This window comes from Amycolatopsis sp. NPDC104819 (assembly GCF_055583145.1).
The window spans coordinates 1-24,988 of sequence record NZ_JBVJON010000022.1 but is presented as its reverse complement, the minus strand read 5'-3'; the positions used below and the strand labels follow the sequence as shown (position 1 = coordinate 24,988).

The following is a 24,988-nucleotide window of genomic DNA, read 5'->3' as shown; positions in this document are numbered from 1 at the left end:
ACCCGAGTTCGTCGTCGTGGACGAACTCGGGTGCTGAATTCGTGGCTTCCGACGAACTAGGCTGGGGTCGGCCCGCCTAGCTTCGGGAGGTGCTCGTTTCCGTGAACCTGCGCCCGCACGCCAGCCTCGGCCGTGTCCTCGACGACCTGGGCGGCACCCTCCTGGACCTGGTGCTCGGGGACGGCGACCGGGCCGGCGGCATCGGCGGGGTCGCCATCCACGACCCGCTCGACGAGCCGGCGCTGCCGCAGCACGCGCTGGTGCTGGGCGTCGGCCTCGGCGAGCCGGAGGAAGTGGTGCGGCAGCTGCGGGCCCTGGCCCGCCACGACGCGGCCGGGCTCGTGCTGCGGGCGCCGGTCACGGTGACCCCCGCCGTCACGGCCGCCGTCGAGGAGACCGGCGTCGCGCTGCTCGGGTTCGCGCGCGGCGCGTCGTGGGCACAGCTCGCCGCCATGCTGCGGTCGCTGCTCGCCGAGGGCGACGTCGGTGACGCCGAGCCCGAGACCCTGGCCGGGCTGCCCTCGGGTGACCTGTTCGCCGTGGCCAACGCGATCGGGGCGTTGATCGACGCGCCGGTCACCATCGAGGACCGCCGCTCCCGCGTGCTGGCCTTCTCGGGGCGGCAGGACGAAGCCGACCCTTCGCGCGTCGAGACGATCCTCGGGCGGCAGGTGCCGGAGCGGTTCGCCCGGATGCTGGCCGACCGCGGGGTGTTCCGGGAGCTCTACCGCACCGACCAGCCGGTGTTCGTCGACCGGCCGCCGGAGAGCCCCGACGGGTTCTCGCTCCCGCGGGTGGCCGTCGCGGTCCGGGCGGGGGACGAGATCCTCGGCTCGATCTGGGCCGCGGTGCGCGAACCCCTGACCCCGGACCGGACCCAGGCGCTCTGCGACGCGGCCCGCCTGGTGGCGCTGCACCTGCTGCGCGTCCGGGCGGGCGCCGACGTCGAACGGCGCCTGCGCGCGGACCTGCTGAGCACGGCGCTGGAAGGCGGGGCGGGCGCGCGCGAGGCGTTGAGCCGGCTGGGGCTGGCCGACCAGCCGGTCGTCGTGCTGGCGCTGGCGGTGCTCGACACCGCCGACCCCCGCGCGGCCGAGCTCGCCACCGAACGCCAGCGGCTCAGCGACGGCCTCGCCATGCACCTGAGCGCGGTGCACCCGCGGTCGGCCGCGGCGCTCGTCGGCGACACGGCGTACGGGCTGATACCGGTGACCCGCGACGCCGACGGCGAACGGCGGGCCCTGCGGATCGCGAAGGACTTCCTGGACCGCGTCGGCGACCGCGTCCGGGCCGTCGTGGGCATCGGGCCGGTCGCGCGCAGCGCGGGGGAGCTGCCGGAAGCCCGCGACAGCGCCGATCGCGCGTTGCGGGTGCTGCGGTCCGGCAACGGCGCCGGCCGCCGCGTCGCGCTGCTGGCCGACGTCCACGTCGAAGCGCTGCTGCTCGAGCTGCAGGACCTGGTGGCCGCGCGCGGCGACCGCCCGACCGGCCCGGTCGCCCGGCTCCTGGACTACGACGAGCAGCACCACGCGCACCTCGTCGAGACCCTGCGAGCCTGGCTCGACGCCTTCGGCGACGTCATCGCCGCTTCGGCCGCGGTCCACGTCCACCCGAACACGTTCCGGTACCGCCTCCGCCGGCTCGCGGAAGTCGGCGGCTTCGACATGACCGACCCGGAAGCCCGTTTCGCGGCCATGCTCCAGCTCCGAGTGGTGGCCCCACCCGCCCCCTGACCGTGCGCCAACAGGCATCACGCGTGATCCGCGGGGACACACGCGTGATCAGCCGGGCATCACGCGTGTTTTCCGGGGCATCGCGCTGATGCCCCTTCAATCACGTGTGATGCCCGCCCAGTCACGAGTGATGCCCCTCCAATCACGCGTGATGCCGCGCGGGTCACGTCTGGGTCGTCCGAAATGTCGGTGATTAACTACCGGTTGCCCGACTTCAGATGGTCAGTTACCTACTTTCGACCGGTGTGCGACCCCTTCGGGGCATGTGACTCTGCACGGACTTCACGTCAGGTGATCAAGCTTCCACGGAGGTGTACCGGGTGTCACGCAAACGGGTCATCGCGGGGGCGGCGACGGTGAGTGCGGCCGTCGTCGCGGTGTCGCTGGCCACGATCAGTTCGCCCGCCGAGGCGACCATCGCGCAGCCGTCGATGCACGCGCTGAGCTCGCTCGCGATGCCGTTCGGCAGCGTGCAGCGGCAGCAGCAGGAGATCGGCGGGGTGCCGGTGTTCGGCGGCCAGCTGGTCCAGCTGCGCGACAAGGCCGGCGCGGTGCTCGCCACGCACGGCCGCACCACGAAGAAGACCACCGGCGCCTTCCCGAAGAGTGACGCGGGGGCCGCCGACGCCGCCATCGCGGACGTCGCGAAGCGCACCGGCCTGCCCGCGAACACGCTGAAGGCCGACGCGCCCCGCGCGTACTGGTACGACGCCACCCTCGGCGGCGCGAAGGGTGACGGCGTCGCGGTGCCGACCTACCAGGTCACCGTGCACGGCAAGAAGTTCCAGGACAAGTGGACCGAGGTCGTCAAGGCCGGCACGGCCGACATCCTGACGTCCTGGTCGGAGGTCCGCGAGGCCAACCGCGACGTCTGCGACGCCAACCGCAAGGTGGTCAGCGGCACGACCGACTCGGTCCGCTGCGGCGCCGCGTTCGACGTCACCCGCAAGGAAGGCGGCGCCGAGTCGAGCGTGCCGGACGTCAACAACGTCTACACCTTCTTCGGCCAGGCCTCGGACTTCTACCAGAAGTACGTCAACGTCGACCTGACCGGCCTCATCGGCGCCGACTACAGCGACGGCACCGGCAAGGCGCTGCGCGGCACCGTCCGGATCTGCGTCGACGGCGAGTGCCCGTTCGCCAACGCCTTCTGGGACGGCGAGCAGATGGCCTTCGGCGAGGGTGTCACCACCGACGACATCACCGGCCACGAGCTCACCCACGGTGTCACCCAGCACACCTCCGGGCTGAGCGGCGGCCAGGCCGACTCGATCAACGAAGGTCTCTCGGACGTCTTCGGCAAGTTCATCGGCATCACCTCGAACGACCCCAACGACACCGGCGACAACCGCTGGCTGCTCGGCGCGGGCTCGTCGCTGGGCGCGATCCGCAACATGAAGGACCCGCGCTCGTCGCTGTCCCCGCAGCCGGACATGGTCAACGGCCCCGGCTGGCAGACCAACAACCCGGACGAGCACATCAACGACGGCGTCGTGAACAAGGCCGACTACCTGATCACCGACGGCGACACGTTCAACAACCAGACCGTGCGCGGCCTCGGCCTCGACAAGTCGGTCCAGATCTGGTGGGGCGTCGAGAACACGCTCACCCAGAGCGCGACGTTCAAGGACGTCGGCGAAGCCCTCAACTCCTCGTGCGCGGCGCTGGCCAAGGCGGGCACCGCGGGCATCACCGACGACGACTGCACGCAGGTCGCCAACGCGGTGAAGGCGACGCAGCTCGATCAGGACCCCAGCTGATCCGAGCCCGCGCGACGGCCACCCCGGGACGACTCCCCGGGGTGGCCGTCGGCGTTCAGCGGGGGAGCGACGCGACGCCGGCGAGCAGCCGGTCGACGTCGGCTTCCGTGGTGTACGGCGCGATCCCGGCCCGCACCGCGCCGGTGTCGCCGAGCCCGAGGTGCCGCGCGCACTCGATCGCGTAGAAGCTTCCCGCCGGCGCGTTGACGCCCTGGGCGCCGAGGTGCTCGTAGACCGCCTGCGGCGTGACGCCGTCCACGGAGAACAGCGCCGTCGGCGTGCGGTGCCGGTCCGGCGCGCCGTGCCGGGTCACCCCGGGCAGCCCGGCCAGGCCGGTGTCGAGCCGGCTGAGCAGCGCGTTCTCGTGCTCCTCCAGCGCCGCCAGGGAGCGGAGGAGACGCGCGCGCCGCGTGCCCTCGCCGGGGACGAGCCCGGCGAGGAAGTCCACGGCCGCGGTGGTGCCGGCCAGCAGCTCGTACGGGAGCGTCCCGAGCTCGAAGCGTTCCGGGACGGCGTCGGTCGAGGGCAGCAGCTTGTCCGGGTGCAGGGTCTCCAGCAGGGCGGGTGCCGCGGCGACCAGCCCGAGGTGCGGGCCGAGGAACTTGTACGGCGAGCAGGCGTAGAAGTCGGCGCCGAGGGCCGTGACGTCGACCGCCGCGTGCGGGGTCAGGTGCACCCCGTCGAGGTAGAGCAGCGCGCCCGCGTCGTGCACCGCCGCCGCGATCGCCGGGACGTCCGGGCGGGTGCCCAGCAGGTTGGACGCCGCCGTCAGCGCGACCAGCCGGGTCCGCGCGGACAGCAGGCCGGTGACGGCGGCCGGGTCGAGCAGGCCGGTCGCGGGGTCGAAGTCCGCCCAGCGCACGGTCGCGCCGGCGGCCGCCGCGGCCTGCACCCACGGCCGGATGTTCGCGTCGTGGTCGAGCCGGGTGACGACGACCTCGTCCCCCGGACCCCAGTCCTTGGCCAGCGCGCGGGAGAAGTCGTAGGTCAGCTGCGTCATGCTCCGGCCGAAGACGACCCCGGCCGGGTCGGCGGCGAGCAGGTCGGCGACGGCCTGGCGGGCTTCGGTGACCACCGTCGCCGCCCGGCGCTCGGCGGCGGTGACCACGCCGCGGTTGGCGATCGCCGCGCACAGCGTGCCGGCCACCGCCTCCCCGACGACGTCGGGAACCTGCGAGCCGCCCGGCCCGTCGAAGTGGGCGGCTCCCTCGGCGAGGGCGGGGAAGTGCTTGCGGACCGTCTGCACGTCGTAGCTCATGGCTCCAGCGTGCCAGGTGCGGGTCACCGCCCGCGGTTGCGCGCGTGGTCGCGGGCCTGCCGTTCGTTGCCGTGCTTGTAGTTGCCGGTCGCGCGGGCCATCAGCAGCTGCGCGTCGTCCCCGCGGTCGAGCGCGGCGAGGAAGCGCGCGGCGGCGCCACCGCGGAGCGTCCCGGCGGGACGGCCGTGGTGGGTGATCGTCACGGTGCCGCGTGCGTCGACGCGGTGGCCGAAGCCGTCCGGAGTCCCCATCCGCCCAGGGTGGCACGGGCGGCAACCGGTTTTCCCCGGGTCGGTCCGGGGGTTTCCCGGATGGCGCCGGCGCGGGGAGCCGACAGAATGCGTGAGACGACCGGAGGGGACGAGGGGTGCGGGCGAAGCTCGGGAACAAGTACGTGCTGCTGGGCGCGCAGGTGCTCGTGCTGGTCGTGCTGCTGGTGTCCTACAACGACGGCCGCCTGCGGTTTCCGGCCTACCGCGTCGATCTGGACGTCTACCGGCTCGGCTCGGCTGCGCTGCTGCACGGCCAGGCGCTGTACGGCACGCTGCCGCCGACCGGGGACGGCCAGCTCCTGCTCTTCACCTACCCGCCGTTCGCGGCGATCGTGCTGGCCCCGCTGACGCTGCTGCCGTACTGGGCCGCCTGCCTCGCGCTCACGCTGCTGTCCCTCGGCCTGCTGGCCGCGGTGCTGACGACGGTGCTGCGCGCGCTCGGCGCCCGCTGCGACTGGCGCCGCGTCGGGGCGCTCCTGCTGGTGGCCGAGGTGCTGGAACCGGTGCTGCGCACGGTGTACGCGGGGCAGATCGACGTCCTGCTGCTGGCGCTGGTGGTGCTGGACGTGCTCGTCGACCACCCGAAGTGGCCGCGCGGCCTGCTCATCGGCCTCGCTGCCGCGATCAAGCTCACGCCGGCCGTGTTCCTGCTGTACTTCCTGCTCCGCCGCGACACCCGGGCCGCCGTGACGACCGTGGTGACGTTCCTGGCCGCGACGGCGCTGGGCTTCCTGCTCGCCGGCGCGGACTCGGTGCGGTATTGGACCGGCGCCTTGTGGGACACCGGGCGGGTCGGGGAGCCGACCTACGCCGGCAACCAGTCGCTGCTGGGGCTGCTGGCCCGGGCCGGGGTGCCGGCGGACGCGCGCACGGCGTGGTGGCTGCCGCTGGTGGCGGTGGTGCTGGTGCTGACCGCGCTGGGCGTGCGGCGCGCGCTGGCCGCGGGGGAGACGACTGTCGCGCTCGGGGTGAACGCCGTCGGCGGGCTGCTGGTCTCCCCGATCTCCTGGACACACCACTGGGTCTGGGCCGTGGTCGTCCTGCTCGGCTGGGCGGTGCTGGCGCGACGCACCCGGCGGCGTGACTTCACGATCCTCGTCGGAGCGGGCGCGGTGCTGTTCGTCGCCGGCCCGCAGTGGTGGTGGCCGCGCGGGGGCGAGGTCGAGAACCGGTGGAACCTGCTCCAGCAGCTGACCGGGAACGGCTATGTCCTCTTCGGACTGGCGGTGCTCGTGGCCGCCGCCGTGGTGCGCTTCCCGCGGCCCGGCGGCGACGTCGTCAGCGGTGGCGTCCTGGCCCGAGCCGGAGCCAGCCCAGCCCGAGGATGAGCATCGCCGTGCCGAGGCCGAAGCTCAGGCAGATCGCGGCGGTGTTCATCGGCAGCAGGTCCTCGACCGCGCCCGGCAGCGGCAGGAGCCCGGCGAGCCCGAGCACGGCGTACAACCCGCCGGCCCCGACGAGGAACCGGGCGGACAGTGCGGACGAACGCGTGCAGAAGACCGCGGCGGCGCCGGTGAGCAAATGGAGCAGCGTCCATACCCCCGAAACGGCGAAGACGCCGAACAACCGGCTCGGCTGCTCGCCGATGGTGACCCCCGGAATCAGCTCCAGCGCACCGAGCACGAGGAAGAGCAGGCCGATGAGCATGCCGATGCCCTGGATCGGAGCCGGGCCCGGTTTCGGCACCCGGGCGACGGGTTCGGTGCGTGCCATGGCATCCGGGTTCCCCGCCGGGCGGCTTTTAAAGCTCCGGCGCGGGATTGTGTCCGGGCCGGGTGGGTAACCCGGGCGCGACCGGTCCGCCGACGAGGAGCTGACGATGACCCAGTACCGCCACACCGCGACCGCCGACGTCCCCGCGGACGAGCTGTTCGCGTTCTTGAGCCACCCCGAGAACCTCCCGCGGTACTTCCCGGAGATGAAGCTCGCCCAGCCGACGGGCGGGGACAGCGTGCACGTGGAGGCGGAGGTGCACGGGCAGCGCGTCGCGAGCGAGGCGTGGCTGCACACCGACGCCGCGAACCGCTCGCTGTCGTGGGGCGCCGAAGGCCCGGACGACTACCACGGCGAACTGCGGATCGCCGACGCCGGACCGGCGTCGTCGGAGATCACGGTGACCCTGCACAGCGTGCGCGAGGCGGCCGACGACGAGGTCCGGCAGGGCCTCGAGCGCACCATCGCGGCGATGACCCAGGCGGTGACCGCCGACGTCGGAGCGGCCGAGGGCCAGGCCTCCTACGACAAGAGCGATTCGTCCAGCTGAGGCGGGAACGGGCCGTAGGCGTTGCCGCGCGCGCCGCGGGCGCGCACCGCCGGGATCGCGAACAGGAACTTGAGCAGCGCGGGTGGCGCGGTGCCCCGGCCGCGGGCCCGGGCCGCCGCGGCCCGCCGCTCGACGCGCACCTGGTCGGCCTGCACCCGTTCGATCGCGCGGATCCGGTCGGCCTGGACCGCGGCCAGGTCTCCGTCGGTGAGATCGCCCCGCCGCAGCGGCGGAACCAGGCGGTTCGCCGCGGCGACGGCGTCCTGCACCGCCATGAGGATCCCGTTGCCGCCGACCGGGGAGATGACGTGCGCGGCGTCGCCGAGCAGCAGCAGCCCCGGGCGGTGCCAGCGCTCGACGCGGGAGATGTCCACCGAGAGCAGCGTGGTCTGCGCGAAGTCGGCGAGCAGGTGCGCCCGGTCGGCCAGCCACGGGACGCGCTCGCGCAGGAACGCGCGGATCGGCTCGACCCCGCCTTCGCGCAGCGCCGGGTAGGCGCCCTTCTCGATGCTGTAGCCCACCTGCCAGTCGCGGACGCCGCCGAGGACACCGACGTAGGAGTCCCGCCCGAAGTAGAGGTCGAGGTCGGCGTCGGGCGGGTCGCCGGGGGAGCGCGGCAGCCGGAACCACAGCAGGTCGGTGGTCGCGCCGAGCGGCTCGGCGGGGAGCCCGGCCAGGCGGCGCACGGTCGAGAACCGGCCGTCGGCGCCGACGACGAGCGACGTCTTCAGCTCGCCGCCGCGGTACCGGACGCCGGTGACGGTCCCGTCGTCGTCTTCGAGCAGCCCGGTGACCTTCGCGTTCGTCCGGAGCGTGAACGTCGGCAGCGCGTTCGCGCGTTCGGCGAGGAAGTCGAGGAACCGCACCTGGGGCATCAGCGCGACGTAGCCGAACGGTGTGTCGAGCCGGTCGTAGTCGGCGCAGCGGTAGACGCCGGCCGGGGTGTGGAAGCGGAACGAACGCGCCTTGAAGTGGTCGAGCCGCAGCAGGTCCTCGGCCAGGCCGAGCCGGTCGAGCAGCTCCAGGGTGTACGGGTGGAGGGAGTCGCCGCGGAAGTCGCGGTCGAAGTCCGACCGCGCCTCCAGCACGGTGACCTCGATCCCGGCGCGGGCGAGCAGGTACCCGAGCAGGAGACCGCCGGGCCCGCCACCGGCGACCGCGACGCTCACGCCGTGTCCACTGTGGACAGCCGGAACACCGCCATGCTCGGCAGGTGCTCCAGAATCCGGTCCTCGGACGCGTCCTGCGGGACCGGGAAGGCCTTGACCGCCCACGGCACCGACATCGCGGCCAAGTACGTCGCGACCACGTCGGCGGCCTCCGGGCCGTCGACGGTTTCGGCGCGGCAGTCCTGGCGTTCCCCGGCCGAAAGGAGTGCACACTCGGGCGCTTCAAGGAGATTCGCGACCCAGTCGCGGTCGCGGACCGGCGAGACGAGGTAGTGCCAGCCCTCCCGTGCGACGACGGCCAGCGGCACGCGCCGCGGCTCGCCGGTGCTGCGGCCGCGGGTCTCGACCACCCGCAGCGCGTACCCGCCTTCGGGCGGCGGCTCCGCCGGGGCGCCGATCAGCCGGGCGGTCATCTGCGCGTTCATCGCTCGGACATCCACCGGGCCCACGGTAGCAAAACTAGCTAGATTGTCTAGCTACCGTAGAATGGGCCGGTGGAAGACGGTGTCGCGCTCCGGGTGAACCTCGCCCTGCGGGACCTGCTCGTGCTCGCCCACGACGTCCAGCTGGCCCTGGCCCGGCGCCTGGACCTCGGCGCGACCGACGTGCAGGCCCTGCAGCACCTCGCGGCGGGCACGCCGATGGGCACGGTCGACCTGGCGCACGCGCTCAAGATCCGCTCCGCGTCGGCGACGGTGCTGGTCGACCGGCTGGAGGCGGCCGGCCACGTCCGCCGCGACCGTCACCCGAGCGACGGCCGGCGCGTCACGCTGGTCATCGCCGACACCGCGCGCACCGAGGTGCGGGCGGCGCTGGCGCCCCTGGTCGCCGCGATGACCCGGCTGACGGCGGAGCTGGCGCCGGGGCAGGCCGAGGTGGTGGCGAAGTTCTTGGGAGACACCACGGAAGTGCTGCGCGCGTACGCTGCGGAGCCGCCGGAAGCGGGTTAGCGTTCAGCCCATGGGAGACGAGCCCGCGCTCTGGCTGTTCGCCGACCAGCTCGGACCGCACTTCCACGGCACGCCCGAGCTCCGCGACCGCGACGTGCTGCTGATCCGCTCGGCCGCGGCCTTCGCCGGAAAGCCGTTCCACCGGCAGAAGCTGCACCTCGTCCAGGCCGCCCTCTACCGGCTCGCGGCCGACCTCGGCGACCGCGTCACGCTCCTCGACGCGCCCGACTACCGCACCGGGCTGCGGCGGTTCGGGCGGCCGGTGGTGGTGCACGAACCGACGTCGCACGCGGCCGACGCGTTCGTCCGGCGGCTGCGTGACGAAGGCGTCGTGACGGAGATCCTGCCGACCCCGGGGTTCGTGCTGTCCAAGGCGGACTTCGCCGAGTGGGCCGGCGGGCGCACCCGGTTCGTCATGGAGGACTTCTACCGCGACCAGCGCCGGAAGTTCGGCGTCCTGCTCGACCCCGGCGGCGAGCCGGCCGGCGGCCGGTGGAACCTCGACCACGACAACCGGGAACCGCCGCCGAAGACGACCCGGCTCGGCGTCCCCGCGCCGTGGCACCCGCGCGAGAACCCGATCGACGACCGCGTCCGCGCCGAGCTCGACCGCGCCGAGCGCGCGGGGGAGATCCACCCCGTCGGCGTCGACGGGCCGCGCCGGTTCGCCGTCGGCCACGACGAGGCGGAGCGGGCGCTGCGGCGGTTCCTCGAGCACCGGCTGCCGGACTTCGGCCCGCACCAGGACGCGATGCTCACGCACGACTGGGCGATGGCGCACGCGCTGCTCTCGGTGCCGCTCAACCTCGGCCTGCTCGACCCGCGGGACGTGATCGAGCAGGCCGAAGCGCGGTACCGGGCCGGGGAAGCGCCGCTGGGCAGTGTCGAGGGGTTCGTCCGGCAGGTGCTGGGCTGGCGTGAATGGGTGTGGCACCTGTACTGGCACCAGGGGCCGGACTACTTGCGCCGCAACGCTTTGCGGGCGCACCGGGAGCTGCCGCGGTGGTGGCGCGAGCTGGACGCCGACGCCGTCGAGGCGGCCTGCCTGCGCACCGCGCTCGCGGGGGTGCGCGACCGCGGGTACGCCCACCACATCGAACGCCTGATGGTGCTGGGCAACCACGCGCTGCAGCGCGGGTACGAGCCGGCCGCGCTCACCCGGTGGTTCGCGACGGCGTTCGTCGACGGTTTCGCCTGGGTGATGCCGGCGAACGTGATCGGCATGAGCCAGTACGCCGACGGCGGGCTCGTCGCGACCAAGCCGTACGCGGCGGGCGGGGCCTACATCAACCGGATGAGTGACCACTGTCCCGGTTGTGCCTTCGACCCGAAGAAGCGGACGGGGCCGGACGCGTGCCCGTTCACGGCGGGGTACTGGGCGTTCCTCGACCGCAACGCCGGGCGTCTCCGCGGGAACCACCGGATGCGGCAGCCGTTGCGGGGCCTGGAAAAGCTCGCGGACCGTGACGAGGTCGTCGCCCGGGAGGTGGACCGGGACCACTTCTGAGTCCACCCCATCAGGTGGCTAGCCGGGGCGGGCGGTGTCTCTTACGGTGGTTGTCTCCCTTTCCCCGGCGAAGGCGATCCCCTGATGCCCGAAGCAGATCCGCGCGGCGCCGCCCGCGCGGGGGTGCTGTCCAAGCGTGCCCTGGTGACCGCGTCCCACGCGGTGGAGCGGGCGGCGCTCGCGGAGGGCGCGGGAGCCGACATGGTCGTGTTCGCGCTGTTCCAGCGGCTGCCGTACTTCGACCGCGAGCGCGAGGTCTACGCCCGGATCGCGCGGCGGGCCGCGGTGACGGTCGTCGGCATGGTCGACTCCGGCCGGCCCGACCTGCCGCACGGCGTCACGCCGGTGCTGCTGCGCGCCGACGAGCCGATGGCGCGGGAGTGGTCGGTCGCGGTGCTGTCGCCGACGTTCGGCGCTTCGGTCGTCGCGCAGGACCTGGACGAGGTCGACCCGCAGGCGTCCTCGGTGGAGCGGGCGCGGCTGTTCCGCGGGCGCTGGGGCCTGCGCCGCGACGAGGCGTACGCCGAGGTCGTCCGGCTCCGCGACGCGATGGGCGACCGGCTGCCGCCGTCGGTGCGCCGCCGGGTCGACGACGTCCTGGCGTCGGTCGACACCCCGGCGGCGCTCGACATCGAGAGCCGGGCCGAGGCGGCGTTGCGGCACGTGGCGGCGAAGCTGGACTCGGCCCGCGCGGCGGAGCCGCCGCCCACCGGCCCGCCGGTCGACCCGGACACCGGCCTCGACACCCTGGCGGGCATCATGTCCTGGCTCGGCGACGCGACCGACACGGTCCCGCTGGGCCTGGTCCTGGTGGTGGTCGACGACCCGGCCGCGGTCGAACGCCGCCACGGCGTCCGGGTCCGGATGCACACGGAGCAGAACATCGCCGACCTCCTCCGCGACGGCCTCCGCCCCCTCGACCGCGCGGTGCGGCTCGGGCCGAGCGAGTTCCTGGTGGTCCAGCCGGCGGTCCCGGCGGGAGAGCTGGCCGAGCGCAGCCGCCGGCTCGAAAACCGTCTGGCGGCGTTGCACACGACGTACCCGTTCGTGGACCTCCACCCGCGTACGACGACGATGCTCACCCGCCGGCGGCCCCTGCCGTTGGCCGGTTTGCGGGCCCAGGTGCGTGATGTCCCCGCGGTGACGCTGTGGCCGCCGAGCCAGGGGTCGTTGCCGATCCCGCCGAAGTCACGCGGCCCGGTGATGCGGTCGGGTGCGGGGAGTTGGTTCCGGTGAGGGTTGTGTATAACGGCCTATACTGCGGGCGTTGAGTCAGCTCGCTACGTCCCGACGCGAAAGCAACACCACGGCAGCGACCGCCGCTCAACCTCCGAAGTGGCGAGGCGCCACATGCGGCTGATTTTGAGTCAAATCACCCTGCCCCGGCGCCAAAACGACACCACGGCAGCGACCGCGAACAGTCCACAAGCGACTCCCGCCGCCACCTGCACCCCATCCGCGCAAGCCGCCCGCGCCGCCGCGAGCAGTTCGTCCGCCGCCGCCAACCCTCGTGCCGCCGTCTCGGCCTGCGCCGGGCCTGCCGCCGCGAGCTGGGCAGCAGGCGGAGGCACTCCAGGCGGCACCACCAGCCGTGCTGCGTACACCGCCGCCGCCAGGGAACCGAACACTGTTGTCCCGAGGCCGGCTCCCAGCTCGTAGCCCGTCTTCTCGACCGCGGCCGCGCCGCCCGCGCTGTCCGCCGGGGCCGCCGACAGCAGCGTGTCCGTGCTCGACGTCAGCGCCAGCGCCATGCCGAACCCCGAACCCACCAGCGCGCCGCCCAGCCACCACGGTGAGCTCGACCCGCCGGCGGCCGGGATCAGCAACGCCAGCGCCGCCACCGCGAACCCCGCCGTCCGGACCCGGACGTTGCCGAACCGCGCGAGCAGGCCCGGAGCCACCACGCTCCCGCCGCCGACGCCCCGAGCACCAGCAGCAGCCGCGCCGCCGCGGCCGTCGGGGAGAGGCCGAGCACCACCTGCAGGTACTGGGCGAGCAGCAATCCCAGCCCGACCAGCGTGCTCATCACCAGCAGCACCCCGCCGACTGCGCCCGGCACGCCCGGCCGCCGGAACAGCCCGAGGTCCAGCAACGGCTCCGGCGAACGACGCTGCCGCCGGACGAACAGGCCGAGCAGAACGCACCCGGCCGCGCCCGCCGCGAAGCCGCCCCCCGACGGCCCGATGGCGGACGCGACCCCCAGCACCCCGCCGGCGGCGAGCGCGGCGCTGAGCGCGTCCCACCGGCCCGGCCCCGGCGGTGTGCGCGGCAGCCACCGCAGCGCCGCCACCACCGCGGCCAGGATCACCGGCGGGTTGACCAGGAACGTCGCCCGCCAGCCCCACGCCTCGACGAGGACCCCGCCGAGCACCGGCCCGAACACCGAGCCGGCGCCGGCGATGCCGCTGCACACCGCGATCGCGGTGCGCCGCTGCCGCCGCTCGGGGAAGAGCTCCCGCAGCAGCGACATCGTCACCGGCATGATCATCGCGCCGCCGCAGCCGAGCGCCGCCCGCGCGGCGAGCAGCGCCGGGACGCCGGGGGCGAGCGCGCAGCCGAGGGACGCCAGCCCGAACACGACGTAGCCGGTGACCAGCACCCGCCGCCGCCCGAAGCGGTCGCCGAGGGTGGCGAACGGCAGCAGCAGCGGCGCCGCCGTCAGCGGGTAGATCGCCACGATCCACACCTGGGCGGCGGCGCCGGGCCGCAGCTGCCGGACGACGTCGGGCAGCGCGACGTGCAGCACGGTCGCGTCGACCGCGACCAGCAGTAGCCCCGCGCCGAGCACGGCCAGCAGCGGCCACGCCCGGACCAGGGTCACGGCCACAGCAGGCCCGCCAGGTGCCGCGCGACGACGTCGACGTGCGGCGGGTCGACCACCGAGAGGTGGTGCGCGGCGACGGGCACGATCTCCAGCCGCGGGCACAGGTCCGCCCAGCCGGCGGCGAGGTCCGTGCGGGAGTACCGCGGTTCCATCGCCAGCCCGGCGGCGTACGGCTCGGTGGCCCGGTAGAGGACGACCCGGCCGTCGTAGCGCCGGGGCGTCCCGCGTTCGGCGGCCAGAGTGTCCAAAAAGGACTGACGCTGGTGCCGCAGCACCCCCGGGCTCAGCAGCCCGGCTTCGGCGACGCGGCGCATGGTGAGCTCGATCTGCTCCTCTTCGGGCAGCGGCGCGAGCTCGTCGTGGCCGAGGGCGACGGGCCGGCCGTAGGTGCCTTCGACGTAGCCGGTGAACCGCAGGAACCGCCGGGCCGACGACGCCCGCGGGTCGAGGTCCGGTTCCGGCAGCGGCAGCATGGTGTCAACGAGCGCGACGAGCTCGACCTCGGCACCCTCTTCCGCCAGCCGCGCGGCGACGCCGTAGGCGAGCGCACCGCCGAACGACCAGCCGGCCAGGCGATAGGGCCCGTGGGGCTGCCGTGCCCGCACCAGCGGGAGCAGGCGGTCGACGCGCTCTTCGATGCTCGTGCCGGGCACCCGTTCGAAGCCGACGCACGGCACACCGCCGGGCAGCCGGTCCAGCAGCGGCCGGTAGACGGTGCAGGTGCTGCCGCCGGGGTGGAACAGCAGCAGCGGCGGGGTCCCGGCGTCACCCGGTGAGAGCAGGTGCACGGGCCCGCGTTCTTCCCGCGTGTCCAGGACGGCACGCGCGACGTCGGCGATGGCCGCGAGCGAGTCGTGCCGCAGCAGCTCGGCCGGGTCGATGGGGGTGTCGAGCTCGGTGGTGAGCCCGTCCGCGAGCAGCCGGGCGAGCGGCTCCGGCCGGGCGGCGCCGGACAGCCGGACGTGCGTGCCGCTCGCGTCGGCACCGGTGTGGTCCCGCCACAGCCGCAGGACCAGCCGGTCGGCGGCGTCCCATGCGCGGCCGCGGGCCGGTCGCGGAATCTCGTCTTCGCGCGGCGCGAGATCGCGGTTGAGGTCGGCGAGGGTGGCGCCGCGCAGGACGGCGGCGGCGTCGGGTTCGGCGCCCAGCTCCCGCCGGACGGCCTCGCGGATCCGGTTCGCCATCAAGGAGTCCAGCCCGAGCTCGACGAGCGGGACGTCGGCGTCGAGCCGGTCGGGGGACAGGCCCATGATGGCGGCGACGATCTCGGTGAGCCGGTCACCCCCGGCGGCGCGAGGCGCCGCACTCGCCGGACTCCGGCGAGCGGGGGCCGGTTCTGGATCGGTGTACCAGAACCGTTCGTGCCGCCAGGGCATCGGCGGGACGTCGGTGAGCCGCGCCCCGTCGTCGGGCTCCGCGAGACTCAACCCGATCCCCGCGCAGTACACCGCCGCGGCGGCCGCGCCGAACGCGCGGATCTCGTCCTGGCCGCGGCGCACCGTCCCCGTCACCACCGCGTCCGCCACTCCGGCGGCCGCCAGCGTCCGGGCCACCGAACCCCGCAGGATCGGGTGCGGGGACACCTCGACGAACACGCGGTGCCCGTCCGCGGCCGCCGCCGTGACGGCCTGGCGGAACCGCACCGGCCGCCGCAGGTGCGCCGCCCAGTACCGCGCGTCGAAGTCCGGCAGCTCGCGCGGGTCGGTCAGGACCGTGTCGTACCAGGGCACCAGCGGCCGCCGCCCGCCCAGCTCGGCCAAGGCGTGCCGGAGGTCGCCGAGGACCGGCTCGACGCCGGCCGAGTGCCCGGCCACCGCCACCGGGAGCCGCCTCGCCGTCCGGCCGGCGGCTTCCAGCTCCGTGACGAGCCGGTCCAGCACATCGGCGTCCGCGGCCACCGTCAGCTGCCCCGGCGCGGAGTCGACGGCCAGCTCGACCCCCGGGTACGCGGCGAGCTCGCCGGTCGTCAGCTCGACGGCGGCCATCGCGCCGCCCGGCCGGACCGTGCCCAGCAGCCGCGCGCGGGTCGCGACCAGGTGGACGGCCTCGTCGGCGGTCAGCACCCCGCTCACGACGGCCGCGGCCGCCGACCCGAGCGAATGCCCGAGGACCGCGGCGGGCCGGACGCCGAGCGCCTCCCACCGGGCGGCGAGCGCGACCTGCGTCCCGAAGATCGCCAGCTGGGTTTCGGCCAGTGAGAACGGACCGGCGGAGCCCAGCAGCGCGCGCAGCGACCGCCCGGTGTGCTCGGTGAAGGGGTCGCAGAGCTTGTCGACCTGCGCGGCGAACGCCGGTTCGGCGGCCAGCAGGCCGCGGCCCATCCCCGGCCACTGCGAGCCGTGACCGGAGAACACAAAAACCGGGCCCTCGCCGGGATTCGCGCTCCCGGTCACCGCTCCCGCGGGCAAGGGGTCGGCCCCGGCGCCGACGGCCCGCAGCAGCGTCGCCAGCTCGGCCCGGTCCCCGGCGACCACGGCGGCGCGGTGCCGCCCACCGTTGTCCCGCCGGAAGAGCGTGTGCGTGACGTCGGCGAGGGAGCCGGCCGCGGGGGAGTCCAGCCAGTCCGCCAGCTGCGTCGCCCGCTCGGCGAGCCGGTCGCGGGTGCGGGCGGACAGCAGCCCGATCCGGACGCCGGCGGCTTCCGGGCGCGCAGCCGGGAGCGCGGCCTGCTCAAGCACGACGTGCGCGTTGGTCCCGCCGAAGCCGAAGGCGGACACCCCGGCGGTGGCCCGCCCGCTGTGCCGCGGCCACGGTGTCGGCTCGGTGACCACGCGCAGCCGCAGCTCGTCGAACGGGATGTGCGGGTTCGGCGTGGTGAAGTGCAGCTGCGGCGGCAGCTCGTCGTGGGTCATCGCCAGGACGACCTTGATCAGCCCGGCGATCCCGGCCGCGGCTTCGGCGTGGGCGATGTTCGTCTTCACCGACCCGATCAGCAGGGGCGCGTCCGCGTCGCGGCCCGCGCCCAGCACCGCGCCGAGCGCGCCGGCTTCGATCGGGTCGCCGAGCAGGGTGCCGGTGCCGTGCGCCTCGACGTAGTCCACAGTGGACGGATCGAGCCCGGCGCCGCGGTAGGCGTCCCGCAGCATCGCTTGCTGGGCCACGGGGTTGGGCGCGGCGAGACCGTTCGACCGGCCGTCGGAGTTGACCGCCGAGGACCGGATCACCGCGAGTACGCGGTCACCGTCGACCTCGGCGTCAGCAAGCCGCTTGAGCACCACGACCCCGCAGCCTTCGGCCCGCGCGATGCCGTCGGCGCCGGCCGAGAAGGTCTTGCACCGGCCGTCGCCCGCCAGCAGCCCGGCGGTGGCGAACGCGGCGGTCGGGGCGGGCAGCAGCATGAGGTTCACCCCGGCGGCGAGCGCCAGGTCCGCTTCGCCGTCGCGCAACGCCCGCACCGCGTGGTGCACCGCGACCAGCGAAGACGAGCACGCGGTGTCGACGGCCATACTCGGCCCTCGCAGGTCGTAGAAGTACGACAGCCGGTTCGACGCGATGCTGCCCGCCGCGCCGGTCGCCGTCGCGAGATCGGGCTCGGCACCGGCCATGGTCAGGTGGCCGTAGTCGTGTGTGGCGATTCCCGTGTAGACCCCGGTGCGGCTGCCGCGCAGCGACGCCGGCGCGATCCCGGCGTGCTCCAGCGCCGCCCAGGTGACCTCGAGGAGCATGCGCTGCTGGGGATCCATCGTCGCGGCTTCGCGCGGGGTGACGCCGAAGTGCTCGGCGTCGAACCCGGCGACGTCGTCGAGGAACCCGCCGACGACCGGCGCCGCGTCGGCGTGCCAACGGCCTGGCGGCGCGGTCCGGACGGCGTCCCGTCCGCTGCGCAGCAGGTCCCAGAACTCCTCGAGCCCGTCCGCGCGGGGCCAGCGGCAGCCGAGGCCGACCACGGCGACCGGGTCGGTCCGGCGGCGGTCCGTGGCCCGGGTTTCCGGCTCGGTCTCGTCGTCCGGGGCCAGGCTGCGCGCGAGGTGGTCGACGGTCGGGTTCTCCCACAGCAGGGTCGCGGGAAGCCGGGCGCCCAGCAGCTCTTCGAGGTCCGCGGTGATCCCGACGGCCTGACGGGAGGACAGGCCGTAGTCGGCGAGCGGGCGGTCGGGCTCGACGTCGGCGCCGAGGTGCTCGGCGAACAGGTCGAGCAGCCGCCGGCGGAGGGTGGGGTCGTTTCTCATCGCGCCAGGGCCTTTCCGTAGTCACCGGCGAGGTAGCGGTCGCGGCAGGCGGCGCGCGCGATCTTGCCGCTGGAGGTGCGTGGCACCCGGCCGGCCGGGACGAGCAGGACGTCACGCAGCGCGAGACCGTGCGCGTCGGCGACGAGCCGCCGGATCGTGGTGACGAGGTCGCGTTCCGCCTGCTCGCTCAGCTCGTCGTGGGCGCGGTGCTCGGCGACCACGACGACGGACTCGGTGTCGGCGCCGCCGACCGCGAACGCGGCCGTGCTGCCGGGCCGGATCGCGCCGTGGGCGGCCGCGGCGGTCGCCTCGACGTCCTGCGGGTAGTGGTTGCGGCCGTCGACGATGATCAGGTCCTTGATGCGGCCCGCGATGTAGAGCTCCCCGTCGTGGCGGAGGCCGAGGTCACCGGTGCGCAGCCACGGCCCCTCGGGCAGCCCGCCGGCGGGCTGAGCGCCGAAGGTTTCGGTGCTCTCGAGGGGTTTCTGCCAGTAGCCTTCACCGACGTTCGGGCCGTGCACCCAGATCTCGCCGACCGACCCGTCGGGGACCGCGACGGCGGTGTGCGGGTCGACCAGGGCGACGTCCTGACCGGCCGGAACCCCGCAGGCGACCAGCCGGACGCCGTCGCCGGCCGGGCGCACGGTGCCCGTGGAGAGGGCGTCCCGGTCGAACGTCGTGACGCGCGGAGCCGCGGCGGGGCCGGTGGTGACGAAGACGGTCGCCTCGGCCAGGCCGTACGCGGGCCGCGTCATCTCCGGCCGGTACCCGGCGGCGGCGAACGTGGTGTGGAAGCGGTCGAGAACGTCCGGGTTGATCGGCTCGGCGCCGTTGACGATCGCGGCGACCCGCCCGAGCCGCAGCCGGGCGCGGTCGGCCTCCCGCACCCGGGTCGCGCAGTAGTGGAAGGCGAAGTTCGGCGCGGCGCTCCAGGCGCCGGCGTGGTCGCCGAGCAGCTCCAGCCAGCGAACGGGCCGCTCGATGAACGCGAGCGGGTCCATCAGCACCGACCGCAGGCCCAGCGCCAGCGGGGTCACCAGGCCGAGGACGAGGCCCATGTCGTGGAACAGCGGCAGCCACGACACCGTGGTGGCCGCGCCCGGGTCGAGCCCGAGCCCGCGCACGACCTGGCCGACGTTGCTGAGCACGTTCGTGTGGGTGAGCACCACGCCGGCCGGGCTGCGCGTCGACCCCGAGGTGTACTGCAGGTACGCGACGTCGCCCGGGGCCGCCGCGGGCGCCGGCCAGGACTGGGCGGGGCCCGGGCGATCGGCCACGACGACCGGGACGTCGACGAACTCCTCGACGGCCGCCTGGACGGCCGTGGTCGTGACGACCGCGGCGGGGGTGCAGTCGGCGAGCACCGCGGCGAGCCGTCCCGCGTGGCCGGGCAGGCCCGGGTCGAACAGCGGCACCGCGATCGCGCCCGCGGTGATCGCGGCGAGGAAGCCGACGACGTAGTCCGGGCCCTGCGGGCAGAGGACCGCGACCCGGTCGCCGGGACGCACCGGGAGCGCGGCCGCGGCGGCGTCGACGCGGTCGGCCAGCTGCCGCCAGGTGAGGGTGCGCCGCCGCCCGTCGCGTTCGGTGCTGAAGTCGGCGAACGTGAGCGCGGCTTCGTCGGGCTTTGCGGCCGCCCAGTGCCGCAGGCAGGCGGTCAGGGTGTCGCCGCCGGTGTGCTCCAGGGACATCGGGTTCTCCTCTTGCTTCAACGGGGTCAGCGACCCAGCCGCGGGAGCGCGTGCTGCCACGCGGCGAGGGCCAGGGCGTCGAGGTCGACATCGGTCGCTCCGGCGTCGCGGAGCAGGACGAGCACGGTGCCGGCGGCGATGGCGACGGTGCGCAGGCGCAGTCCCGGCAGCCCGGCCTCTTGGCCGGGAAGGGTCAGGACCTGCTGGTAGGAAAGGGTTTCCGCGCCGGGGACGGCGGGCGCGGTGCGCAGGGTGAGGGTCGAGACCGTGGGGAGGTCCTGGTCGTCGACGGTGACTTGCGCGCACCGGCGGACCTGCGCGGTCCAGCCGGCGAGGTCGGGCGGTTCGGGGGTGCGGGCGACGAGCTCGGACACCTGACCGCCGGGCACCGCGGCCTGGAAGCCCTGCCCGGTCGCGGTTCCGGGGCCGAGCAGGCGGCCGTGGGTCACGTTCGCGCACCCGTCTTGAGGCTCCGGCGCCGATCGCGCGGTGGTGGCGAGGTCGAAAACCTCGCGCGGGCCGCTCCCGGGGACCGACTCGGCGGGCAGCAGCGCGGCCGGCGGGACGGCCGGTTTTCCGGCGGCCCCGGAAATGGTGGTCGCGGCGGCCACGGCGATCAGGAGCGCGGCGGCGCGGGCCGGGGGAAAGCGAATTCGGGCAGGCATGAAAAGCCCTTTCGGGGAGTGTTCTCGAGGGTTCGCGGTCCCCGCGCTGGGACCTGCGCCGGGGGACGGGGTCAAGGGGGTCCGAGCCCGGCGGCAGGGGAAGGCTACGACAGGAAATCGGTTACCGGAAGCCCGTCAAGAAAACGTAAACGGTCTTCGTGTACAAGGGGTGACCTGCTGATTTTCAAGTTACTGGCGAGTTTGGTGCAGGGATGTGGCACGGCCGTCCGACTCTGATGACGGTCGGTGACCGTACCCTCACCCTGACGGGGGAGGAAAAGCGTCGTTTTGTTTGCCTGCGCTTCACATTGTCCGACGGGATCGGGGACCGGACAATTGCCGGGCGGACCGTTCTTCCTCTAGGTTGACCGCGCATCCGATGCGGTTTCCGGGTGATCGCCGTCACTTTTCCGGATTCGATCGATCGACCGGGGAAAGGAATACGTATGCGCATATCTGGGAGGTGGCTCGGCGCCGCCGCGGTGGTGGCCACGGTGGCCTTGGTGGTGCCGGTGGCGCCGGCGCGGGCCGCGACCGGCGTCCCGGACGCCCGGGCCGACGACGGCTCGCACGTCGTCGCGGAGTCCACTGTGGAGGGTGACCCGCGGGTGCTCGACCTGACCGTGCGCTCGACCGGCGTCGGCGCCTACACGATGGTCCGGCTGATCCTGCCGCGGGACTGGGCCGCCGAGCCGGACCGGAAGTGGGCGGCGGTGTACCTGCTCGCCGGGGAGACCCGCCTGCAGGACTACCGCGGCTGGAGCGCCAACACCGACATCCGGGCGCTGGCCGACAACGCCGGTGTCCTGGTCGTCATGCCGGGCGCCGGGCCGGCGGGCTTCTTCAGCGACTGGTGGAACTACGGCAAGGACATCGCGCTGAACCAGTGGGAGACGTTCACGGCCGCCGAGCTGCCCCAGCTGATCGACCGCGGCTACCGCGGGGACGGCCGGCGGGCCGCGGCCGGCCTCTCGCTCGGCGGTTACGGCGCGATCGAACTGGCCGCGCGCCGGCCCGGCGTGTTCCGCTACGCGGCGTCCTACAGCGGGAACCTCAACCCCACCGGCCCGACGGGGGAGCTGCTGACCGACGCGATCGTCAGCTCGGCGCGCCTCGACCCGGAGGCGCTGTGGGGCGATCGGCGTCGGGAGTCGGCGCGCTGGGACGCCCACGACCCGCTGGTGAACGCCGAGCGGCTGCGGGGGACCGAGGTCTACCTGTCGGCGGGCAACGGCCTGCCGGGACCGCTCGACTCGAAGCTCCCGATCGACGTCCTGCCGGGCGCGATGCTGCTGGAGTTCCTGTGCGGCGGCCAGACCACGGCGATGGCCGGCCGGCTGCGCGCGCTCGGCGTCCCGGCGACGGTGGACCTCTACGGGCCGGGCACCCACCAGTGGGCGTACTGGCAGGAGCAGCTGCACAAGACGTGGCCGCGGATGCTGCAGGTGCTGGCGTCGTGAAGGCGTCCTATGTGGTCACGGGCGCGTCGAGCGGGATCGGCCGCGCGTGCGTGGCGGAGCTGGTCCGCCGCGGCGCGCACGTGTGGGCGAGCGTCCGCACCGACGGCGACGAGAAGGAGCTCGAACGCGCGTACGGCGAGGCGGTCACAGTGCTGCGGATGGACTTGCGCGACGCGGCGTCGATCGAGGAGTGCGGCCGGCGCGTCACGGCCGGCGGCCCGCTGCGGGGCCTGGTGAACAACGCGGGCCTGGCCCGGCCCGGGCCGCTGGAGTACGTGCCGCTCGAGGCGTTCCGCGAACAGCTGGACGTGAACGTCACCGGGCAGCTCGCGGTGACCCGCGCGATGCTCCCGGCGCTGCGGATAGCCTCGACGGCGCGCGTGGTGACGGTCGGCTCGATCGGCGGCCGCATCGCGGGGCCGATGATCGGGCCGTACCACACGTCGAAGTTCGCGCTGGTGGGGTTGACCGACAGCCTCCGGGCCGAGCTGGCGCCGGAGGGGATCGAGGTGGTCCTGGTCGAGCCGGGCGCGGTGGCGACGGCCATCTGGCCCCGCGCCCAAGCGGCGGCCGAGGAGGTCCGGTCGCTGCTGCCACCGGCGGGGCTCGAGCGGTACGGCGCGCAGCTGGCGGCGGCCGAGCACAGCGCGGCCCGGTCGGCCCGGACGGGAGTGCCACCACGACGGGCGGCACAGGTGGTGGTCCGCGCGCTGACGGCCCGACGCCCGGCGCCGAGGTACCTGGTGGGAGGGGACGCGCGGGTGGCGGCGGTGCTGGCCAGCCTGCCGTTCCGCCTCCGGTACCGGCTGACGGCGGCCAAGCGATGAGCCGACTCGTGGTGATCCTCGCGCCCGGGTCGCGCGGTGATGTCCAACCCTGCGTCGCGCTCGGCCAGGGGATCACCGCCGACGGCGACCGCGTCCGGATCCTCGCCGCCGAACGGTTTCGGTCTCTCGTCACCACGCACGGCCTCGGCTTCGCGCCCCTCTCCGCCGATCCCGGCGAAATCCTCGGCTCGGCCGCCGGCGGCGCCTGGACCACCGGACGCAACCCGCTCAAGTTCCTCTCCGGCCTCCGCGAAGTCCTCACCCCGCTCCTCGACCGTCTCCTCGCCGACGTCCACACCGGCACGAAAGACGCCGACCTCGTCCTCGCGCCCACCCTCGGCTTCCTCGGCACGCACCTCGACGTCCCCAACGTCGAACTCCACTACCAGCCAAGCATCCCGACGCGTGCCCTCGCGCACCCCCTGCTGCCCCGCGCCCGCCACCTCGGCGCGTGGGGACGGCAGCTGAGCTTCACCGCGGTCGACACCCTGGCCTGGCAGCTCCTGCGCCCCGAGATCGACCGCTGGCGCACGGCCACCCTCGGCCTCCCCGCCGCCGGCCGCCGCGGGCCCCGGCGGAACGGGCCCGTGCTCTGCGGATTCTCCGACGCAGTCGTGCCGCGCCCACCCGACTGGCCCCCACGAGTGCACGTCACCGGCTACTGGTTCCTCGACGCCGACGACGGCTGGCGCCCGGACCCGCGGCTGCGCGACTTCCTTGCGGCCGGGCCGCCGCCGGTCTACGTCGGCTTCGGGAGCATGGAATCCGGGGATGCCGCCGGGACCGTCCGGGAAGCTCTGCGGCGAGCAGGGCTGCGAGGCCTGCTCGGCATCGCGGGAGAGGACTCCGACGACATCCTCACCGTCACCGACGTCCCGCACTCCTGGCTGTTCCCGCGCACCGCGGCGGTCGTGCACCACGGCGGCGCCGGAACCACCGCGGCCGCGTTGCGCGCGGGGGTGCCGGCGCTCGTCTGCCCGGTCTTCTCCGACCAGCCGTACTGGGGCGACCGGGTCTCCCGGCTCAGCGCCGGGCCGCGGCCGCTGCCCCTCGCGCAGCTGGACGTCGACGTGCTGACCGCACGGCTGCGCGAGCTCACCGGCAACCCGCTCTTCCGCCGGGGCGCGCAGTACGTCGGCGCACGGCTGCGGGCCGAGGACGGTGTGGCGCGGGCGTGCGGTGTCCTGCGGGAGATCAGAGCGTGAGCAACACCCCGGCCGCCACGACCACGACGCACGCGGCGATCGTCGTGCGGCGGTAGTGCAGGATCAGCGCCGCGAACTCCCGCAGCAGCGCGCTCGGCAGGAAGTACCGGGCCGTCGGGGAGCCGACCGCGTGGAACGGCAGGTGCAGGCGGCGGCACTCGACCGCCGCGCGGAACACGTGGTAGTTGCTGGTCACCGCGACCACCCGGCGCGCGTCGGCCGGGAGGAGCGCGGCCGAGAACCGGAGGTTCTCCTCGGTCGTGCGCGCCCGGTCTTCGCGGCGGATCCGGTCGTCCGGCACCCCGCGCTCGCGCAGGTAGGCGTGCATCGCCTCGGCTTCGGTCACCTTCTCGTCCGGCCCCCGCCCGCCGGACACCACCAGCAACGGCGGGGTGGACTCGCGGGTGTAGAGCCGGAGCGCGCGCTCGAGCCGGCCGGCGAGCAGCGGCGGCACCTCGTCCCCGGCGAGCCCGCAGCCGAGCACGATGACGGCGTCCAAGCCACCGCGCCGGCCGATCCGGCTGTACAGCACCGAATAGACCAGGAGCGAGAAGAACAGGAACCCGAAGTACCCGGCGAGCACCGCCGCGATGGCCACGGCCGCCGCGCCCCAACGGCCGAGCGGGACGAAGAGCAGCGCCTCGAGGAGGATCATCCCGGCACCGAGCGCCAGCGACAGCAGATTCCCGGTGGAACGGCCTTCGCGGCGCCACATCTGGGCGCCGTTGACGAGCAGGGCGACCGGTAGCGCCAGCGCGACCAGGGCGATCACCCCGAGCACGACCGGTGTCAGCCAGTCCAGGTGCAACGCCTGGCGCAACAGCCACAACCCGGTCAGCAGGAGCGCGACGCCGAGCCACACGGCGTTGCCGAGCCGCCGCGGCTCGTGCGCCAGCCGCACGGCGAACACGAGCAGCGCCACCGCGGCCGCGACGGGCAGCACCCCGTCGGCAAAACGCAAGCGTGGCCTCCCTGATCGGTCCCCGAGGAAGCCAACCTAGCCGAACGCCCGCGGCGGTCTCCGCCCGCCCGGGAGCGGAGACCGCCGCGAGTCGTCAGGCCTTGTGCTGCATGCTCGACCGCGCCGGGTTGCCCTGGTCGGCGGCCTTCGGGTCCTTCTCGTCCTGCTTGGCGCGCACGCCCGACTCGATCCGGTCGCCGACGTCCTTGTCGACGTTGCGCCAGTAGTCGAACGCCCGCGCCAGCACGGGCTCGCTCACGCCGTTGAGCAGGTG

Annotated in this window: 21 protein-coding genes and 1 pseudogene; 10 read left to right on the top strand and 12 right to left on the bottom strand. The window is 74.4% G+C overall.

The window, feature by feature from the left end; translation table 11 throughout:
• Positions 1 to 89: 89 nt before the first annotated feature.
• Together ACZ63E_RS43335 and ACZ63E_RS43330 are read left to right on the top strand one after the other, a co-directional pair.
• Positions 90 to 1,733, top strand: a complete 1,644-nt coding sequence (locus ACZ63E_RS43335; RefSeq protein ID WP_465342151.1) for a PucR family transcriptional regulator — start codon at positions 90 to 92, stop codon at positions 1,731 to 1,733.
• Positions 1,734 to 2,053: 320 nt separating this feature from the next.
• Positions 2,054 to 3,493: a M4 family metallopeptidase gene (locus tag ACZ63E_RS43330; protein WP_465342150.1), complete on the top strand. Its 1,440-nt coding sequence runs from the start codon at positions 2,054 to 2,056 to the stop codon at positions 3,491 to 3,493.
• A 55-nt stretch (positions 3,494 to 3,548) separates the two neighbouring features.
• On the opposite strand, the gene ACZ63E_RS43325 is transcribed toward ACZ63E_RS43330, so the two are convergent.
• Together ACZ63E_RS43325 and ACZ63E_RS43320 are read right to left on the bottom strand one after the other, a co-directional pair.
• On the bottom strand, positions 3,549 to 4,751 hold the full coding sequence (locus tag ACZ63E_RS43325; RefSeq protein ID WP_465342149.1) for a cysteine desulfurase-like protein: 1,203 nt from the start codon (positions 4,749 to 4,751) through the stop codon (positions 3,549 to 3,551).
• 23 nt (positions 4,752 to 4,774) lie between these two features.
• Entirely contained in the window at positions 4,775 to 5,002 is a 228-nt protein-coding gene (locus ACZ63E_RS43320; RefSeq protein WP_465342148.1) for a hypothetical protein, read from the bottom strand.
• Positions 5,003 to 5,118: 116 nt separating this feature from the next.
• Between ACZ63E_RS43320 and ACZ63E_RS43315 the strand changes: the two genes are divergently transcribed.
• Positions 5,119 to 6,351 carry a glycosyltransferase 87 family protein gene (locus ACZ63E_RS43315; protein WP_465342147.1) on the top strand — a complete coding sequence of 411 codons (1,233 nt, stop codon included), beginning with the start codon at positions 5,119 to 5,121 and terminating at the stop codon, positions 6,349 to 6,351.
• Here the strand turns inward: ACZ63E_RS43315 and ACZ63E_RS43310 are convergent.
• The gene (locus tag ACZ63E_RS43310) at positions 6,302 to 6,736 is read right to left on the bottom strand and encodes a DUF4383 domain-containing protein (RefSeq protein WP_465342146.1); all 435 of its coding nucleotides are present in this window, start codon (positions 6,734 to 6,736) and stop codon (positions 6,302 to 6,304) included. The two genes, ACZ63E_RS43315 and ACZ63E_RS43310, sit on opposite strands and share 50 nt — an antisense overlap.
• Before the next feature lie 106 nt (positions 6,737 to 6,842).
• Here ACZ63E_RS43310 and ACZ63E_RS43305 point away from each other — a divergent pair, with 106 nt between their 5' ends.
• Positions 6,843 to 7,286, top strand: a complete 444-nt coding sequence (locus tag ACZ63E_RS43305) for an SRPBCC family protein (RefSeq protein ID WP_465342145.1) — start codon at positions 6,843 to 6,845, stop codon at positions 7,284 to 7,286.
• On the opposite strand, the gene ACZ63E_RS43300 is transcribed toward ACZ63E_RS43305, so the two are convergent.
• On the bottom strand, positions 7,259 to 8,455 hold the full coding sequence (locus ACZ63E_RS43300) for an FAD-dependent oxidoreductase (protein WP_465342143.1): 1,197 nt from the start codon (positions 8,453 to 8,455) through the stop codon (positions 7,259 to 7,261). The genes ACZ63E_RS43305 and ACZ63E_RS43300 overlap by 28 nt on opposite strands.
• Positions 8,452 to 8,895, bottom strand: a complete 444-nt coding sequence (locus tag ACZ63E_RS43295; protein WP_465342141.1) for a nitroreductase/quinone reductase family protein — start codon at positions 8,893 to 8,895, stop codon at positions 8,452 to 8,454. The genes ACZ63E_RS43300 and ACZ63E_RS43295 overlap by 4 nt, the downstream gene beginning before the upstream one ends.
• Before the next feature lie 54 nt (positions 8,896 to 8,949).
• Here ACZ63E_RS43295 and ACZ63E_RS43290 point away from each other — a divergent pair, with 54 nt between their 5' ends.
• From ACZ63E_RS43290 to ACZ63E_RS43280, 3 genes are all read left to right on the top strand, one after another.
• Positions 8,950 to 9,405, top strand: a complete 456-nt coding sequence (locus ACZ63E_RS43290) for a MarR family winged helix-turn-helix transcriptional regulator (RefSeq protein WP_465342140.1) — start codon at positions 8,950 to 8,952, stop codon at positions 9,403 to 9,405.
• Positions 9,406 to 9,415: 10 nt separating this feature from the next.
• Positions 9,416 to 10,912, top strand: a complete 1,497-nt coding sequence (locus tag ACZ63E_RS43285) for a cryptochrome/photolyase family protein (RefSeq protein WP_465342139.1) — start codon at positions 9,416 to 9,418, stop codon at positions 10,910 to 10,912.
• A gap of 84 nt (positions 10,913 to 10,996) precedes the next feature.
• On the top strand, positions 10,997 to 12,148 hold the full coding sequence (locus tag ACZ63E_RS43280) for a DICT sensory domain-containing protein (protein WP_465342138.1): 1,152 nt from the start codon (positions 10,997 to 10,999) through the stop codon (positions 12,146 to 12,148).
• A gap of 131 nt (positions 12,149 to 12,279) precedes the next feature.
• Here ACZ63E_RS43280 and ACZ63E_RS43275 read toward each other — a convergent pair whose 3' ends face one another.
• The 5 genes from ACZ63E_RS43275 to ACZ63E_RS43255 are packed head-to-tail and all read right to left on the bottom strand — an operon-like array spanning position 12,280 to position 20,261.
• Positions 12,280 to 12,813: a hypothetical protein gene (locus ACZ63E_RS43275; protein ID WP_465342137.1), complete on the bottom strand. Its 534-nt coding sequence runs from the start codon at positions 12,811 to 12,813 to the stop codon at positions 12,280 to 12,282.
• Positions 12,732 to 13,733, bottom strand: coding sequence for an MFS transporter (locus ACZ63E_RS43270; RefSeq protein ID WP_465342136.1), 1,002 nt, complete (start codon positions 13,731 to 13,733; stop codon positions 12,732 to 12,734). Before ACZ63E_RS43270 ends, ACZ63E_RS43275 begins: the two co-directional genes overlap by 82 nt.
• Entirely contained in the window at positions 13,730 to 17,905 is a 4,176-nt protein-coding gene (locus ACZ63E_RS43265) for a beta-ketoacyl synthase N-terminal-like domain-containing protein (protein ID WP_465342135.1), read from the bottom strand. Before ACZ63E_RS43265 ends, ACZ63E_RS43270 begins: the two co-directional genes overlap by 4 nt.
• Positions 17,902 to 19,596: a fatty acyl-AMP ligase gene (locus ACZ63E_RS43260; protein ID WP_465342134.1), complete on the bottom strand. Its 1,695-nt coding sequence runs from the start codon at positions 19,594 to 19,596 to the stop codon at positions 17,902 to 17,904. The genes ACZ63E_RS43265 and ACZ63E_RS43260 overlap by 4 nt, the downstream gene beginning before the upstream one ends.
• Before the next feature lie 26 nt (positions 19,597 to 19,622).
• The gene (locus ACZ63E_RS43255; RefSeq protein WP_465342133.1) at positions 19,623 to 20,261 is read right to left on the bottom strand and encodes a hypothetical protein; all 639 of its coding nucleotides are present in this window, start codon (positions 20,259 to 20,261) and stop codon (positions 19,623 to 19,625) included.
• A gap of 446 nt (positions 20,262 to 20,707) precedes the next feature.
• On the opposite strand from ACZ63E_RS43255, the gene ACZ63E_RS43250 reads away from it, so the two are divergent.
• The 3 genes from ACZ63E_RS43250 to ACZ63E_RS43240 are packed head-to-tail and all read left to right on the top strand — an operon-like array spanning position 20,708 to position 23,753.
• Positions 20,708 to 21,721 carry an alpha/beta hydrolase gene (locus ACZ63E_RS43250; RefSeq protein WP_465342132.1) on the top strand — a complete coding sequence of 338 codons (1,014 nt, stop codon included), beginning with the start codon at positions 20,708 to 20,710 and terminating at the stop codon, positions 21,719 to 21,721.
• Positions 21,718 to 22,548 carry an SDR family NAD(P)-dependent oxidoreductase gene (locus ACZ63E_RS43245; RefSeq protein WP_465342131.1) on the top strand — a complete coding sequence of 277 codons (831 nt, stop codon included), beginning with the start codon at positions 21,718 to 21,720 and terminating at the stop codon, positions 22,546 to 22,548. Before ACZ63E_RS43250 ends, ACZ63E_RS43245 begins: the two co-directional genes overlap by 4 nt.
• Entirely contained in the window at positions 22,545 to 23,753 is a 1,209-nt protein-coding gene (locus ACZ63E_RS43240; RefSeq protein ID WP_465342130.1) for a glycosyltransferase, read from the top strand. The genes ACZ63E_RS43245 and ACZ63E_RS43240 overlap by 4 nt, the downstream gene beginning before the upstream one ends.
• Here ACZ63E_RS43240 and ACZ63E_RS43235 read toward each other — a convergent pair.
• The gene (locus tag ACZ63E_RS43235) at positions 23,743 to 24,714 is read right to left on the bottom strand and encodes a YdcF family protein (protein ID WP_465342129.1); all 972 of its coding nucleotides are present in this window, start codon (positions 24,712 to 24,714) and stop codon (positions 23,743 to 23,745) included. The two genes, ACZ63E_RS43240 and ACZ63E_RS43235, sit on opposite strands and share 11 nt — an antisense overlap.
• A 94-nt stretch (positions 24,715 to 24,808) precedes the next feature.
• Positions 24,809 to 24,988, bottom strand: a pseudogene (locus tag ACZ63E_RS43230) (catalase); the annotation flags it as partial.

What these genes read in the sequence shown, in the direction of transcription:
- ACZ63E_RS43325 (WP_465342149.1), bottom strand. Translation starts at nt 4,751, where the DNA reads ATGAGCTACGACGTGCAGACGGTCCGCAAGCACTTCCCCGCCCTCGCC.
- ACZ63E_RS43320 (WP_465342148.1), bottom strand. Translation starts at nt 5,002, where the DNA reads ATGGGGACTCCGGACGGCTTCGGCCACCGCGTCGACGCACGCGGCACC.
- ACZ63E_RS43310 (WP_465342146.1), bottom strand. Translation starts at nt 6,736, where the DNA reads ATGGCACGCACCGAACCCGTCGCCCGGGTGCCGAAACCGGGCCCGGCT.
- ACZ63E_RS43305 (WP_465342145.1), top strand. Translation starts at nt 6,843, where the DNA reads ATGACCCAGTACCGCCACACCGCGACCGCCGACGTCCCCGCGGACGAG.
- ACZ63E_RS43285 (WP_465342139.1), top strand. Translation starts at nt 9,416, where the DNA reads ATGGGAGACGAGCCCGCGCTCTGGCTGTTCGCCGACCAGCTCGGACCG.
- ACZ63E_RS43280 (WP_465342138.1), top strand. Translation starts at nt 10,997, where the DNA reads ATGCCCGAAGCAGATCCGCGCGGCGCCGCCCGCGCGGGGGTGCTGTCC.
- ACZ63E_RS43265 (WP_465342135.1), bottom strand. Translation starts at nt 17,905, where the DNA reads ATGAGAAACGACCCCACCCTCCGCCGGCGGCTGCTCGACCTGTTCGCC.
- ACZ63E_RS43260 (WP_465342134.1), bottom strand. Translation starts at nt 19,596, where the DNA reads ATGTCCCTGGAGCACACCGGCGGCGACACCCTGACCGCCTGCCTGCGG.
- ACZ63E_RS43255 (WP_465342133.1), bottom strand. Translation starts at nt 20,261, where the DNA reads ATGCCTGCCCGAATTCGCTTTCCCCCGGCCCGCGCCGCCGCGCTCCTG.
- ACZ63E_RS43250 (WP_465342132.1), top strand. Translation starts at nt 20,708, where the DNA reads ATGCGCATATCTGGGAGGTGGCTCGGCGCCGCCGCGGTGGTGGCCACG.
- ACZ63E_RS43240 (WP_465342130.1), top strand. Translation starts at nt 22,545, where the DNA reads ATGAGCCGACTCGTGGTGATCCTCGCGCCCGGGTCGCGCGGTGATGTC.